Source organism: Pantoea sp. YR525 (genome assembly GCF_900116775.1).
GTDB lineage: Bacteria > Pseudomonadota > Gammaproteobacteria > Enterobacterales > Enterobacteriaceae > Pantoea > Pantoea symbiotica.
The window spans coordinates 161,341-176,177 of record NZ_FPBU01000007.1; the positions used below are offsets into that span (position 1 = coordinate 161,341).

Sequence of the window (14,837 nt, forward strand, 5' to 3'; positions counted from 1 at the left end):
AGTGATGTTTCATCTGATTTTCAGCATACCGAGCTGGTATGTGATCGCCCGATTTTTGTTCCCGCTAGCCATGCCATTGCTGTTAAAAATCATTCTGTCTTTGCTGGTGTTACTGGCTTCGCAGTATCTGTTGGTGAGCCGTTTTACCTCTGGCAGCATGTTCTCACCAGAAATGCCGCGCGCGATTGTCATCCTGTTCAACTGGGGTTTCAGCGCCGTACTGTTTCTCGCGCTGACGCAGTTTGTGATTGATATGGTGGCGCTGGTTTCGCTGTTGTTCCGTCATCCGTTTGAAATCGTGCCGGCAGTGCGTTATGTGGCGGCGGCCTTTGCTTTGATTCTTGCCACGGTTGGCGTTTATCAGGCTATCCGCGTGCCGCCGATCAAAGATGTGACCATTGAGATCGACAACCTTCCGCGCGAATTCGAAGGCTATCAACTGTTGCAGTTGACCGATATGCACATCACCAAACTCTTCAATGAGAAATGGACGCGCGCGCTGGTGCAAAAAGCCATGACGCTGGATGTCGATCTGATTTTGGTAACCGGCGATGTGATTGATGGCACGCTGCAGAATCGGCGCGCGGACGTCGAGCCGCTGCGCGGATTGCATGCCCGCGATGGTGTTTATGCGATTACCGGCAATCACGAATATTTCTTTGAGCAGGAGCGCTGGACCGCGCATCTGGCATCGCTGGGCCTGGAACCGTTACTCAATCGCCACACGGTAATTAAGCGCGATAACGCCGAGTTGGTGATCGCCGGCATGCCGGATACCTCAGCTTCACGACGTGGTGCAGTCGGCCCCGATCTGGAAAAGACGCTGGCCGGTGCGCCGGAAAATGCGCCGGTAATCCTGCTCGATCACCAACCGCGCAACGCGCGTCAAAACGCGCTCAAAAACATCGATCTGCAACTCTCCGGCCATACGCACGGCGGCCTGATCATTGGCTTCGACCGCCTGTTTGCCAAACCCAATGCAGGCTTCGTCTCCGGGCTGTATCAGGTGGATGGTATGCAACTCTACGTTAATAACGGCACCGCGCTTTGGCCTGGCATGGCGGTACGGTTGGGCCGACCATCAGAGTTGACCCGCATTACGCTGCAGCGCAAACCGTAACGCGTTGTTTAAGGTTGTGGGGTTGTCTGCGAGGCATCCCATAACCTCATCATCTGGGCGATTCCCCGCTCAATTTCGGCGAGAGGAACGTCATCCCGCGCCAGCGTCGAGATGCCCAGCATAAAACTGTTGAAGCTCACCGCCAGGGAAAGCGTCTCTTCCTCATCTCTCAATTCACCGCTGCTGATCCCTCTTTCAACGCAATGCTTGATCCCTTCACGAGTACGCATCCGCGATGCTTCAAGCGGTTTTAACACGTGGCGGTTTTCATCGGAGCTGCAAGACATCACGCTCAGCGCAACCATGCATCCGCGCGGATGCGAAGGATCGTACTGCATTCTGGCGGAGTTGAGCAGCGCAGTTTCCAGCGCCTGGCGGGCGGGAACGCTGGTATCCCATAAGGCTTCCGTAACCTGTGCATGGGTTTGCAAATAACAGTTCACGGCTTCAGCAAAGAGTGCCTCTTTCGATCCAAACGCGGCATAGAAGCTTGGCGCGGTTATGCCGTTGCCTATCGAGGCTTTGAGCTGCGCCAGCGAGGTTGATTCATAGCCGTTTTCCCAGAAAAGGTGCATCGCTTTAATCACCGCTTCATCACGGTCAAATTGTCTTGGTCTGCCTGTTCTCATCATCACGTCCTCCGCTATTTATACTAATCGATACAGAATTCATTGACAACGCACAGCTTGCCTACGCAATATAAATACCGATCGATATATATATCCATGGCGCTTCGCGGCGCTGTTGCAAACCACAAGCAGGCTAAATAATGAATTCAACGTTTAAGCATAAAGAAGCCCAACGGCTGCCGATACTGGCGCTTTTAGCGCTCGCAATGGCAGGTTTTATCTGCATTTTGACCGAAACCATACCCGCCGGTTTGCTGCCACAAATCAGTCAGGGACTCAATATTTCCCCGTCGCTGGCCGGACAATGGGTTACCGCCTATGCAGCCGGTTCACTGCTGGCCGCGATTCCGCTGACATTGCTGACCCGAAGCTGGTCGCGCCGGGCTGTGCTGCTAAGCACCGTGTGCGGATTTCTGCTGTTTAACACACTCACCGCCGTCTCTTCTGACGTCGTCATCATTTTAATAGCGCGATTTTTTGCTGGGGCTTCAGCAGGTTTAGCGTGGAGTTTAATTGCAGGCTATGCGCGGAGAATGGTGGTTCCATCACTGCAGGGACGCGCGTTGGCGCTCGCCATGGTGGGCACGCCAATCGCCCTTTCACTCGGTGTTCCAGCCGGAACATGGATGGGATCATTGCTGGGATGGCGTCTGACTTTTGCCGCTATGTCCGGGCTTTCTATCATTCTTATTGTCTGGATTCTGCTGGCTGTGCCGAACTATCCCGGCCAATCTGCCACGCAAAGAATGCCGCTCGGCGCGGTATTACGACTCCCCGGCGTATGTGCCGTGCTCGGCGTGGTGCTGACATGGATGCTGGCGCATAACATTCTCTATACCTACATCGCGCCGTTCGTTGCTTCGGCTGGTCTGGCGCATCGCGTGGATGTGGTGCTGCTGATCTTTGGCATTGCGGCATTGGGCGGAATATTCATTACCGGCAAAATTATTGATACCCATCTGCGCAAGGCTGTGCTGCTGTCACTCTCCATCTTTGCTACGGTGTCAGTGATTTTTGGTCTGAGTACACCAACACCCGCCGTAATCTATGTGGGAATTGCCGTTTGGGGACTCACCTTCGGCGGAGCCGCAACGCTGCTGCAAACGGCGCTGGCAGATGCCGCCGGTGAATATGCCGATGTTGCGCTCTCCATGAATGTCGTCACCTGGAACAGCGCTATCGCCCTCGGCGGCTTGACGGGCGGAATGTTGCTTGAACATGTCGGCTCCCAATCTTTTCCGTGGGCGATTCTGCTATTGCTGTTGGTCGCGTTAGGGATTGCGTTGCGTGCTAAACAGGGTTTCCCGGCTGAGAACAGCCGGGCGAAAACCACACTCAGCCCGGCCAGCGAGACTGACGGATAACGCTACAGAAATTGAGCGGTGAGAAATCCGGCTGTTTATCCTTAATCACATCGGCTTTCACATTGCCAAAAGTGGTGTCCGGTTTATGCCGGATGCCATCATAAAAGGCCTGAATAATCTCCTCCTTGAACGCCGCCGGGCGCGGATAGTTTGCCGTCACGCCACCAATCTCCTCTTCAGTAAACTTCTCATAGCCGATGCCCAGCACGTCCATCTCCACGCCAGCGGTTACCAGCGCGATTTCTGGCGCCATAAACTCTGGGATTCCCGGCGTGGTATGCAGCGCAATCGCGGTCCACACCTTGTCGATATCGCTGGGCGCGATGCCGTAGCCTCGCAAAAATTCCCGCGCGGCATTGGCACCATCCACTTCGAAACGCTTATCGCAGCTGCAGTGTTCGTGCGCCAGACCAATGTCATGGAACATGCAGCCGATATACAGCAGTTCGCGGTCCACGTTAAGTCCACGCTGCTGTCCCGCCAGCGCGCCCCAGTAATAGACGCGGCTGGAGTGGTTAAACAGCAACTCTGATTCGGTATCGCGCACAAACTCCGTCGCTTCGCGCGCCATTTTGCTGTCCGGGATGTGGATGCCAGTGATGTTCAAACTCATTTTCTCTCTCCGCTTGGTTGTCTTTTTCCACCATAAAGCGCAGGCTAAAAGTCTTAAAGTGACCATTACAGACGATTAAAGACATTGTGATGTTTTGCGACATGAGGAATTGAATGCGTCATGAAATAGCGATTCTGGCGGTGCCGGGCGTGCAGCTACTCGACGTCTGCGGCCCGCTGGATGTGTTTGCCGAAGCCAACCGCCTGCTACAGCGGCAGATTTATACGCCACGCATTATCGCGGTTGATAGCGGCGAAATTCATGCATCATCCGGCGTGCGCCTTAGCGCAGATTTGCAGCTGTCTGACACACAGAACTTTGCGCCGCACACCTTTCTGATCGCGGGCGCGCCAGGCATAGAAGATTTTGCTGCCGATGACAGCCTGCTGCATGCGCTGATCGGTTTATGCATGCGCAGCCAGCGTTTTGGTTCGGTGTGCAGCGGCGCGCTGCTGCTGGCGCGTACCGGTTTGCTAGCCGGCAAACGCGTGACCACGCATTGGGAAAGCTCAGCTTTGCTGGCTTCACGCTTTCCAGATGTAATCGTGGATGCCGATGCGTTGTGCGTGACAGATGGGCGCGTGCGCACCGCTGCAGGCGTTACGTCCGGGCTGGATTTAGCGCTGCGTCTAGTGGAAGAAGATCTTGGACGTGAAGTCGCGATTGAGATCGCTGCGCATCTGGTGATGTTTTTCCGTCGTCCGGTCAATCAGACGCATTTTATGCGCAGCAATAGCGCGTCGTTGAGCGGCCGTTCGACGTTGCAGGAATTACAGCGTTGGGTGATTGCGCATCTGGCGCAGGTAAAAAACGTGGCGATGATGGCAGAACATATGGCGATCAGTGAAAGGCATCTGACGCGTCTGTTTCGCAATGAGTTGGGAATGACGCCGGGGCAATGGCTGGAGCGTGAGCGCGTGGCCAAAGCGAAACAGCTGCTGGAGCAGAAATCGCTGCCAGCAAAAACGCTGGCATTAGAGTGCGGATTTTCCGGCGCTGACGTGATGCGGCGGGTGTTCAGCCGGCTAACCGGCATTACACCCGCCGCATACCGAAAAATAACGCGGTTATCGTAGGGTCGCCATTCATGGCGACCATCGCGTATCCTACGCTTTCGCAAACGCCAACAGGTCAGGATTAATCTGCTCAGGATGCGTCGCAAACATGCCGTGCGACAAACCTGGATAGGTTTTCAGAGTGCCATGCTTGAGCAATTTAATCGCCTTATGCGCCGAATCATCGATCGGCACCACCTGATCGTCTTCCCCGTGCAGCACCAGCACCGGCACCGTGATCGCTTTCAAATCCTCGGTAAAATCAGTTTCCGAGAAGGCAGTGATACAGTCGTATTGCGCCTTCGCGCCACCCGCCATGCCCTGACGCCACCAGTTATCGATCAAGCCCCGACTAACTTTCGCACCCGGACGATTGAAGCCATAAAACGGACCCGCAGGCACATCGATGAAGAACTGCGCGCGGTTGGCTGCCAGCGCTGAGCGGAAACCGTCAAACACCGATTTCGGCAAACCTTCCGGATTGGCGGCGGTTTGCAGCATGATTGGCGGCACTGCGCCCATCAACACCGCCTTCGCCACGCGGCCTGGCTCAGCGTGCGCCACATAACGTGCCACCTCACCGCCACCGGTTGAGTGACCGATATGGATAGCGTTGCGCAGGTCCAGCGCTTTAGCCAGTTCTGCCACGTCGGCGGCGTAAGTGTTCATATCATTGCCGCTATCGGTCTGATCGGAACGGCCATGACCGCGACGGTCGTGGGCGATAACGCGATAACCTTGCGCCAGGAAGAACAACATTTGGTTGTCCCAGTCATCGGCGCTTAACGGCCAGCCGTGATGAAACACCACCGGTTGGGCATTTTTCGGGCCCCAGTCTTTGTAGAAAATGCGGGTGCCGTCTTGAGTAGTAATGATGCCGTTGCTCATGAGAATGTCCTCTGTAGGTGATTGTTTGCGTTCGATGGGCTTATTGTCATGGAAAGCGGCAGCGGCTAATATTGTCAAATATGACACATTAAGGGCTGTAAGTGACAAGTCATGAAAATTGCTGAAAACAACGTTGTGGCGGAGATTGGCCTGGTGATCTATCCCGATTGCCAGCTTGCGGCGATTTATGGCCTAACCGATATGTTCAGGATAGCTGCAGAATGGGCGGAGGCTATTTCCGGAGAGGCGAGCAAGCGGGCGATTCGAGTTTCGCATTGGCAGATCGATGCGCAGAGCGACAAAATGGCCTGTGTCTGGGATAGCCATCCCGATACACCACATCGTTTGAGCCACGTGATTGCGCCGCCAAGCCTGGTGCAACCGGCAAAGATGGTGCCAATGAAGATTCCAGCTAACTGGATGAGTGAGCTTTATGATCAAGGCGTAACGCTCTGTTCGGTGTGCGCCGGTGCTTTTGTGTTAGCCGAAACCGGGCTGATCGATCACCGTCGCGCCACTACGCACTGGGCCTTTGCGCAGACGTTGTCGGAGCGTTTTCCTGCGGTGAATGTCGCGGTGGAAAATATGGTGATCGACGACGGCGATATTATTACCGCTGGCGGCATTCTGGCGTGGACCGATTTGGGTTTAACGCTGATTGAAAAAGTGCTCGGCACCGGCACCATGCTAGCGACTTCGCGCTTTTTACTGATCGATCCGCCGCGCCGCGAGCAAAGCACCTACTCCGCGTTTATCCCCAATTTCGAGCACGGCGACAGCCAGATTCTGCGCGCACAGCATCATCTGCACGCCCATTTTGCTGAACAGCACAGCATTGAGAGCATGTCAGCGCTGGCGAGCATGACGCCACGTACCTTTCTGCGCCATTTTCAGAAAGCGACCGGCATGCGGCCAACGGATTATGTGCAGCAGGTACGTATCATGAAAGCGCGTGATGCGCTGGAACTCAGCAATCGTTCGGTTGATCAGATTGCCTGGGAAATCGGCTACGGCGATCCTTCCGCTTTCCGTAAAATATTCCGTAAACTCACCGGCGTCACGCCGGGCCAGTATCGGCAGCGGTTTGGCACCGCCCAGAGCGATTAACCGCAGGCAAAGTGATGTTTTCCTGCCATGATTATGATCGTTTCCTTCCCATTGAATCGATGAGAATTCATATGTCACTGCGTTCGCTTCAGGCTTTGTGTCTGGTTAACTTTTTTATGGCTGACGTTCGGGACGGTCTCGGCCCCTTCCTCGGCATCTTTCTCACCGAACGTCACTGGAATGCGGGCGATATCGGCTGGGTGATGACCGCCGGTGGCCTCGCCGGGCTTGTCGCTACGCTTCCGGCCGGCCTGGCAACTGACGCTACGCGCCATAAACGATCGCTGCTGCTTGCCGGTTCAATGCTGATCACTTGCGCCACTTTGCTGCTCTGGTATTTCGATCAAGCCTGGATCACCGTTTTGTCGCAGATTGTCACTGGACTGTCAGCGGCGCTCATTGCGCCTGTCCTGACCGGTATTACTCTGGGTTTAACCGGCCCGGACGGTTTTGGTCAGCAAATGGGGAAAAATGAAGCCTTCAATCATGGCGGAAACATGACCGCTGCCATCATTGCGGGCGCTGCAGTGTGGTACTGGGGAACCGGCGCGGTGTTTGTGCTGATGACAACCATGGCGCTGTGTGCTGCGCTGGCTGTGCTGTTCATTCGCAGTGAAGAGATTGATGACGTTGCCGCGCGCGGTATGACAAGCGCTTCATCCGGCGATACCCTTCCGCGCCTCAGTCATGTTGTTCGTCACCCGGCGTTAATCATTACTGCGTTAACCCTGCTGCTGTTTCATCTGGGCAACGCAGCGCTGTTGCCGATGTTAAGTTTGCGCGTTGCCTCAGCGCACAGTGCTGAAATCAGCCCCGGACTTTACGCGGCCGCAACGGTAGTGATTTCTCAGTGCGTCATGATCCCGATGGCGCTCTATGCCGCTCGCCATGCCTCGCGTTTCGGGTATACAAAGTTAATCACTTTGGCACTGTTGGTGTTACCGGTGCGTGCGCTGATTGCCTCCCTGTTTGACAGCACGTTTTCGATGGTTCCGGTGCAGATATTGGATGGAATGGCAGCGGGTTTGCTTGGCGTGGCGATCCCCGGCTACATTGTCAAAATCTTGCAAGGGAGCGGACATACCAACGCGGGACAGGGTTTTATCATGCTGATGCAGGGGATCGGCGCGGCAATGAGCCCGGCGCTGGCTGGAAATATTGCGGCTGCCTACTCCTATCATGTGACCTTTGCCGTGTTAGGCGTGATCGCCTGCGCAGCGCTGATGACATGGTGGATGGGCAGCCGACTATCGAATAAATCAGCCGCTTATACTTAGCTCAGCTGGAACCGGCCAACGGTGTTCGCCAGTTGCGAGGCCTGATCTTCCAGCGAACTGGCGGCGGCAGACATCTCCTGCACCAGCGCGGCGTTCTGCTGCGTGGTGCTGTCCATCTCGTTCACCGCGATGGTCACCTGGCTGATGCCACGCGCCTGCTCATCGGACGCAATCACAATTTCACCGATGATGGTGCGCACTGAATTCACCGCCTGCGTCATCTCCTGCATGGTTCTGCCAGCATCCTGCACCAGCTGCACACCGCTGCCGACGCGCTGCGTGGATTCCTCAATCAGCGCACCGATATCTTTCACCGCATTGGCGCTGCGCTGGGCCAGATTACGCACTTCCGACGCCACCACAGCAAAACCGCGCCCTTGTTCCCCGGCGCGTGCCGCTTCTACTGCGGCGTTAAGCGCCAGAATATTGGTCTGGAAGGCGATGCTGTTGATGATGGCGGTGATATCGCCAATCTTTTTCGCGCTATCGTCGATCTGCGCCATGGTTTGCACCACTTCGCCCACCAGCGTTTCACCGCGGCTGGCGATATGCGTGGCATTGTCGGTCAGCGTTGTTGCCTGATGCGCGTTGGTGGCGTTGTGTTTCACCGTGGCGGTGATCTGCTCCATGCTGGCGGCCGTTTGCTCCAGCGCGGCAGCTTGCTGTTCGGTGCGCGAGGCCAGATTGAGGTTGCCGCTGGCGATTTCACCCGCGCCCTGACGTACCGACGAACTGGCATCCTGAATCTGCCCTACGATGTCGCGCAGCTGGTTTTGCATGGTATGCAGCGCGTAGAACAAGCTGCTGTTATCGCGCCCTTTCAGCGTGATGACGTTATCGAGTTTGCCATCGGCGACGGCCAGCGCGATGGTTGCGGCTTCCAGCGGTTCGCCACCAATCGGCTTCAGCACCTTGCGGCTGAACAGCATGCCCAGCAGCGTACACACCACCAGAATGCTGATGATCATCAGAATCACCGCGTTGATCAGTTGACGATGTGCCGCCGCCATCACCTGGCTGACCGGCGCAACCACGCCGAGATACCATTTCTGATCGCTGTTACCAATCACCACCGGCTGCCACGTCACCAACACATCTTCACCCAGCAAGGCATCATGATGTTCCATCACGCTGGTGCTGAAATTATTGGTATCGCCTTTCCACGGCTTGCTGGTCTGGTTTTTATCCGGATAAGAGACCACATTGCCCGCGCTGGAGAGCAACATCGCATAGCCGCTGCCTTCCCACGGTTTGATTTTGTTGACCTTCTCCTGCAGCGACGCCAGTGAAATATCGGACGTCACTACGCCCCACAGTTTGCCCTGGCTGACAATCGGCGCCGCCACCGAGGTCAGCAGCGTCGGTACGCCGTTGTAAGCGTAGCTATACGGCTCGATCAGCATGTCTTTCTGGCTTTTTTGTGGCAGCAGATAGTAATCGCCCTGACCCGGCGTGAAGATTGAGGTCAGCGGATGCATGTTGAATTTGCCGCTTTGATCGCGATCGACAAAGAACGCGTAACGACCTTTCGGTGCCGCATTGGGTTGGGTGGCAAACTCCGCGTCGCGTCCGTCGAAGGCGTTCTCTTCGAAGATCACCGAGATCGACAGATAATCGGGATTATCACGCAGCGCCGATTCCATCAGCTTATCGGCGACTTTACGATCCTGAATCCCTGCCGCTGGCAACGCGATTAGGCTGTGTCCAAGGTTGTGCGCCACATCGCGCGCATAGCTGAGTTGATGCTGAATTTGCAGCGCCTGGCTTTGCGCTATCTGCTGCAGGTAGTTTTCAGCCAGCGACTTTTGTTCATTGCTGGATTGCCAGCTAAGCACGCCGATGGTCACGGCAAAGCCGAGCGTGATGGTTAAGGCGCCCGTCAGCAGCATCTGCGTGCGGGTGCTCATTTTTTTCTTAGGTGATGCGTGTTTGGCCATTATGGCGCTCCTGGAGTTGACACTTTTCGGTAATCAGAACCACTCCCTGTGCGCGTACATCCCTTTGAACACTCTATCGGCGCGCGGCCGGGGAACTTGATGGCAAAGGAGGTCGGATCAGAATGCTGTTGAATCGCCACGCATGGTGTTATCCAGGTGCGCATGAATGCGCACCCTACGAAAACGCACAAATCCTTGTAGGGTCGCCATTAATGGCGACCGACATCAGATTCTCGCCCAATGCCCACCCGCTCCCTTCTGGTCAATGAGCCGATTAGAGGCTATTATTCAGCTCACTATATGAGCCGAATATCAACCCTATTCAGCTCATGCAATTCAGGAGTGAGCTTATGATGTGGATTTGGCAGCAGCCCGATTGGCCGCAGTTTCGCTGGCAAGATGAGAAGTTACTGCCGCGCCTGCGCCAGTTGCAGCAGCAGCGCGGCGTGTTGCTGGGCCGTGCCAGCGTGCAAGATAACAGCGAGCAACAAACGCTGGATACGCTGCTGAGCAATATCCTCTCTTCCTCAGCGATTGAAGATGAGCGCGTCAACGCGCAGTCGGTGAGATCTTCGCTTGCGCGCCGTTTAGGCGTTTCGCTCGATCAGCCTTACCCGGTTTCCGAACGTTCAGAAGGTTTGGCAACCATGATGATGGATGCCATTACGCAACGCGATCAGGAATTGACGTTGGCGCGTTTATGTCAGTGGCATCGCTGGCTGTTTCCCGAAAGTGAATGGACCATCAAGCGGCTGAATGTGGGCAGGCTGCGCGGCGATGAGCCAATGCAGGTGGTTTCAGGCCGTATCGATCGCCCAACGGTACATTTCGAAGCGCCGCCGCGCGCCGGGCTGGAAGCGCAGCTGGAGGAATTTATTGCCTGGTTTAATCACAGCCGCGAGGATCCGCTGCTCGATCCGCTGTTGCGCGCCGCGTTGTGCCACTTGTGGTTCGTTACGCTGCACCCGTTTGATGACGGTAATGGACGTATCACTCGCGCCCTCACAGATTTGGCGCTGGCGCAGGCTGATAGCCAGAGCATCCGTTTGTATGCCATGTCCGCATCGATTCTGGCGCGACGTGCCGACTATTACCGCATTCTGCAGGAGACGCAGCGCGGTGCAATGGACGTCACCGATTGGTTGCTGTGGTTTTGTGATGTGCTGAATGACAGTCTTGAACAGGCGCTGGAAACCGTCACGCGTACGCAAAATAAAGCACGCTTCTGGTTGATGCATAACGCGGCCGAGTTGAGTGCGGAACAAACCCGCGTGCTGAATCGCTTACTGGATGGCGGAGAACAGGGATTTAGTGAAGGCATCAGCGCAGGTCAGTATCAAAAAGTGGCGAAAGTGAGTAAAGCCACGGCTACGCGACATCTGACTGAATTGATGGCGAAAGGGTGTCTGGATAAATTACCGGGCGGCGGGCGTAGTACGCGGTATCAAATTAAACTTTGATGTGTAACCAGGTGCGCATATATGCGCACCCTACAAAACCTCTTACGCTGCTTTAACCGCGCGAACTTTCTTTTCCGGCGCTGGAGCTTCGGTTTCCGCAGAAGCTTCAGGCGCTGCCTCAACCTCATCTTCCTTTACGATATCCGGCAACTTGCTGGTGCGCAGGATATGCTGCACTGCATCTTTCTGTTCAGCCAACAGCAGACCCAATGCTTCGGCCTGCGCTTCACCCAGTTCTGGCTGATGCTGCTGCAGCCAATCGGTGAAGGCGTCGGCCATATCAAGCATTTTGTCCCAGGCATCCGCGTCTTTTTTATTGGCAAACGTCATTTTTTCTTCACCCTTTCTGACTACAACATATTTGGTTTCGACTGCCATGATGCACCTCGGTTAACTGTATTTATATACAGTATATTCTGATCAAACTTTTCCAGGCAATGACTTTCTGCCTTTAAGCCAGTAATTCTTCCAGAAACAGCGCCAACGCTTTGCGCGGATCGTCCTCTTCCGAGACGATCATCTCAATGCCCCACTGCCCCAACACCTCTTTCGCCACCGGATTATTGCGGTTGGTGAACAGGTACGATTTCGGACGCGCGGTGGCCAATCCGGTGCGGCCCCACATTTTTGTCAGGCGGTAGAATAACAGACGGATGTTGAAATCGCTGATGCTGTAGCCAACAAACAATACCGAGTTGCCCATCACGTCGTGCGTGAGTTTGATATCCAGCGGCGAATCAAAATAGAGGCGTTCAAAGTAGCTGCTTTCATCCAGCACGATGGAGGTATCGTCGTCGAAATCTCCATGAAGTTTAATGATATGGCGCTTATCTTCGGTCAACGAAACTAAATCTGCTGCGTTCGCCACTTTGCTGTAAGGCACGTTGTGCGCCTCATGCGCCATCTCCAACCAGCGATCGTAATTGGTGGTGTAGATGCGTGAGAAGTTGCCTTGCGTGATCATGGTGTGGATTTCAGAACTGCGCACGTCAATATCCGGGCGATGCCATTCACGATCCATCCAGCTGCGCAGCGGTCCCAGCGAGCCTTTACGCTGTTTGTAATACTCCGCCAGCGACAAATGCGTGCCGTAGGTGTTAAAGATTTTCGGATCGTAGCCCAGTTCTTTAGCCAGATGCGCAATCAGCTCATGCCACTCCGGCAGACCAAGATTGCGTGAAATGCCCGCACCGGCAAACAGAATCAATTTACCGGCATCGTAGGCGCGTTTTAGCTCGGGTTTCATGCCAATCCCCGCGATGTTTTCAAAAAGGTGGCGAAGCGGTCCAGCGCCAGGCGACGCATCGAAATCTCATTTTTTAGCTCGCCCATTTCGGCGAAGGTTTGCGTGTGCCCTTCCGGTATAAACACGCAGTCCCACTGAAATTCACGGGGACCAGCAGGCTCGGTGGCGATGGTGCCACGCAGTTCGCCTTCGAACTGATACATTTTTTGCCCGTCACAATAGCCGAGCACGGTTTTCGCCGTGACGCACGGACTATCCAGCCCGTTCACCAGTTTAGTGAAGCGCTCGGCATTCAGGCGGCTCCAGAAGATGCGCGTCAGTCCGGCCGGCAAGCCGTTCAGACCATCCAGATAGAGCCCGGTATGCTCGACAAACAGCGGACGACCAATAATCGAGAACGCTTTGGTGAGCTTGTCGCGCACCAGTTCGACCTCATTTTCAGTCTGAATCTCTTCAATACGGCGTGCGATGGGCAGCACTTCGACACCGACCGGCTCAAGGATGGTACGCACCTCGGCCAGCTTTAGCTCGTTGGCAGACAGGAATCGTATTTTCATTGCAATCAGTACGTTGAAAGTGGGTTTAAGCTCGGTAAAAGCCTCTCCGTTGGTAGTTGATTCTAACGTGCATACCGGGAAGTGGGTAGGAACAATCAATTATTTAAGTAAACAAAACTATGACTTTCACCAGGCATGAATCTAAAATAATTATGCGACGCTATTTGAAAAATATGACAAAGAAAAATGAGAACCTCAGATGATCTCTTATTTTAATTCCAGATATTCCATGTTAAGAGATTTGCCCTTCATTTTGCAGGGTGATAACCCAGAGAAAAAATTGCGCTTAACGCTGCTCATTGCTGGATTTTCCAGCATCCTGGCGGGTTTTTATATGATAGTGACCAATTTCATTAGGGGAGAAAATGGTGTTTCTGCGTTATATTGCCTGAGCACCGTGATAGGGTTTTATATTGTGGTAGCGGCTTTCAGTAACCGGCTGAACAAACATCTCTACATCATCGTCCATGCTTTGTTACTGATCATAATGCTGCTTTTCCTGCTGGATAATGGTCATGCGGTAGAGAAACACTCCGAATACAATTATTTGGTTGCGTTAACCGTAGGTTCAGCATTGGTATTACGCCAGCAAACTCCTTACTTAAGTAAAATATTCCCGTTAATCTGCCTGGCAGTTTATCTCTTTTTTATTTCTACCGGATTAACATGGCAACATAGCGCCTTTCAGCTCAATATTCCGCATGAGTCCGGCTTTTATATCGTTAACTGCGCTGTGCCGATGATCGCACTCTTGTTGACGGCATTCACACTGCGTGGCAACTACTCCGAAACCGATTTAATCAAACGCGAACTTTCGCAAGCCATCGAAAAAAATCAGCTGGAACTCTATTATCAGCCACAAGTGGATAACAAAAAAAAACTGATCGGATTTGAAGCCTTGCTACGCTGGAAGCATCCTTCTAAAGGCTTTATCTCGCCAGAAGTGTTTATTCCTGTTGCCGAGAAAAGCGGTTTGATAATAGAGATTGGCAAATGGGTGATGGAACGCGCCTTGCAGCAAATCGCCGAATGGGATCGCGGTCAGTATCTCGGTGATTTGGCCTTTTCCATTAACATCAGTCCGCTGCAGTTGATACACCGGGATTTCACTCAGGATACCTTGCTGACGCTGTCACATTATAAAATCCGTCCAGAGCGCCTCAAGTTTGAAATTACCGAAACCACCTTTGTTTACGATCAAAAGCGCATCGGCGAGGTGATCAGCCATTTTAGCCAATTGGGTGTTAAATGGGCGATTGATGACTTTGGCGTCGGCTATTCATCACTTAAGTCGCTCAGTGATTTTGCTATTAATGATATTAAGATCGATAAATCATTAATCATGCAGATTTTTAAAAATGAATCATCGGCGATTGTGGTGCAGAAAACCATCGAGTTATCACGGGAAATGGGACTGAATGTGCTCGCCGAAGGCATTGAGAGTGAGGAGTATTTCACCTACCTGCGTGATAAAGGTTGTCATCTGTTTCAGGGATACCATTTCGCCCGTCCGCTGCCGGTTGCTGATGCGCTGGTATGGATCAAAAAAGCGAAAATATAACCCTCAGTTTTAATCGAAACGCC

At 53.8% G+C, this 14,837-nt stretch carries 14 protein-coding genes; 7 read left to right on the forward strand and 7 right to left on the reverse strand.

Annotation, left to right across the window (positions count from 1 at the left end; genetic code table 11):
* Positions 1-4: 4 nt before the first annotated feature.
* Positions 5-1,120, forward strand: a complete 1,116-nt coding sequence (locus BM323_RS15615) for a metallophosphoesterase (RefSeq protein ID WP_008108773.1) — start codon at positions 5-7, stop codon at positions 1,118-1,120.
* A gap of 8 nt (positions 1,121-1,128) precedes the next feature.
* Here BM323_RS15615 and BM323_RS15620 read toward each other — a convergent pair whose 3' ends face one another.
* Entirely contained in the window at positions 1,129-1,752 is a 624-nt protein-coding gene (locus BM323_RS15620) for a TetR/AcrR family transcriptional regulator (protein WP_008108774.1), read from the reverse strand.
* Between the two features lie 137 nt (positions 1,753-1,889).
* On the opposite strand from BM323_RS15620, the gene BM323_RS15625 reads away from it, so the two are divergent.
* Positions 1,890-3,113: an MFS transporter gene (locus BM323_RS15625; protein WP_008108775.1), complete on the forward strand. Its 1,224-nt coding sequence runs from the start codon at positions 1,890-1,892 to the stop codon at positions 3,111-3,113.
* Here BM323_RS15625 and BM323_RS15630 read toward each other — a convergent pair.
* Positions 3,085-3,726, reverse strand: coding sequence for an HD domain-containing protein (locus BM323_RS15630; protein WP_008108777.1), 642 nt, complete (start codon positions 3,724-3,726; stop codon positions 3,085-3,087). The two genes, BM323_RS15625 and BM323_RS15630, sit on opposite strands and share 29 nt — an antisense overlap.
* Positions 3,727-3,839: 113 nt before the next feature.
* Here BM323_RS15630 and BM323_RS15635 point away from each other — a divergent pair, with 113 nt between their 5' ends.
* Positions 3,840-4,802: a GlxA family transcriptional regulator gene (locus tag BM323_RS15635; RefSeq protein WP_008108779.1), complete on the forward strand. Its 963-nt coding sequence runs from the start codon at positions 3,840-3,842 to the stop codon at positions 4,800-4,802.
* A gap of 30 nt (positions 4,803-4,832) precedes the next feature.
* On the opposite strand, the gene BM323_RS15640 is transcribed toward BM323_RS15635, so the two are convergent.
* Positions 4,833-5,669 carry an alpha/beta fold hydrolase gene (locus BM323_RS15640; RefSeq protein WP_091004100.1) on the reverse strand — a complete coding sequence of 279 codons (837 nt, stop codon included), beginning with the start codon at positions 5,667-5,669 and terminating at the stop codon, positions 4,833-4,835.
* Between the two features lie 111 nt (positions 5,670-5,780).
* Between BM323_RS15640 and BM323_RS15645 the strand changes: the two genes are divergently transcribed.
* On the forward strand, positions 5,781-6,776 hold the full coding sequence (locus BM323_RS15645) for a GlxA family transcriptional regulator (protein ID WP_008108785.1): 996 nt from the start codon (positions 5,781-5,783) through the stop codon (positions 6,774-6,776).
* A gap of 71 nt (positions 6,777-6,847) precedes the next feature.
* The gene (locus tag BM323_RS15650) at positions 6,848-8,053 is read left to right on the forward strand and encodes an MFS transporter (protein ID WP_036649622.1); all 1,206 of its coding nucleotides are present in this window, start codon (positions 6,848-6,850) and stop codon (positions 8,051-8,053) included.
* Here BM323_RS15650 and BM323_RS15655 read toward each other — a convergent pair.
* Entirely contained in the window at positions 8,050-9,990 is a 1,941-nt protein-coding gene (locus tag BM323_RS15655; protein WP_091004097.1) for a methyl-accepting chemotaxis protein, read from the reverse strand. The two genes, BM323_RS15650 and BM323_RS15655, sit on opposite strands and share 4 nt — an antisense overlap.
* A 350-nt stretch (positions 9,991-10,340) precedes the next feature.
* On the opposite strand from BM323_RS15655, the gene BM323_RS15660 reads away from it, so the two are divergent.
* A complete protein-coding gene (locus BM323_RS15660; RefSeq protein WP_008108792.1) occupies positions 10,341-11,450 on the forward strand; it encodes a Fic family protein in 1,110 nt (369 codons plus the stop codon).
* Positions 11,451-11,492: 42 nt separating this feature from the next.
* Here BM323_RS15660 and BM323_RS15665 read toward each other — a convergent pair whose 3' ends face one another.
* The 3 genes from BM323_RS15665 to BM323_RS15675 all read right to left on the reverse strand — a co-directional run bounded on the left by BM323_RS15665 (position 11,493) and on the right by BM323_RS15675 (position 13,253).
* Positions 11,493-11,828 (reverse strand): YebG family protein, encoded by a 336-nt coding sequence (locus BM323_RS15665; RefSeq protein ID WP_008108793.1) that lies wholly within the window; start codon positions 11,826-11,828, stop codon positions 11,493-11,495.
* A gap of 73 nt (positions 11,829-11,901) precedes the next feature.
* Complete coding sequence (locus BM323_RS15670) at positions 11,902-12,696, reverse strand: SIR2 family protein (protein WP_008108794.1); 795 nt, start codon at positions 12,694-12,696, stop codon at positions 11,902-11,904.
* A complete protein-coding gene (locus BM323_RS15675; RefSeq protein ID WP_008108796.1) occupies positions 12,693-13,253 on the reverse strand; it encodes a non-canonical purine NTP pyrophosphatase in 561 nt (186 codons plus the stop codon). The genes BM323_RS15670 and BM323_RS15675 overlap by 4 nt, the downstream gene beginning before the upstream one ends.
* Before the next feature lie 229 nt (positions 13,254-13,482).
* On the opposite strand from BM323_RS15675, the gene BM323_RS15680 reads away from it, so the two are divergent.
* Positions 13,483-14,814 carry a putative bifunctional diguanylate cyclase/phosphodiesterase gene (locus BM323_RS15680; protein WP_238541745.1) on the forward strand — a complete coding sequence of 444 codons (1,332 nt, stop codon included), beginning with the start codon at positions 13,483-13,485 and terminating at the stop codon, positions 14,812-14,814.
* Positions 14,815-14,837: the final 23 nt, after the last annotated feature.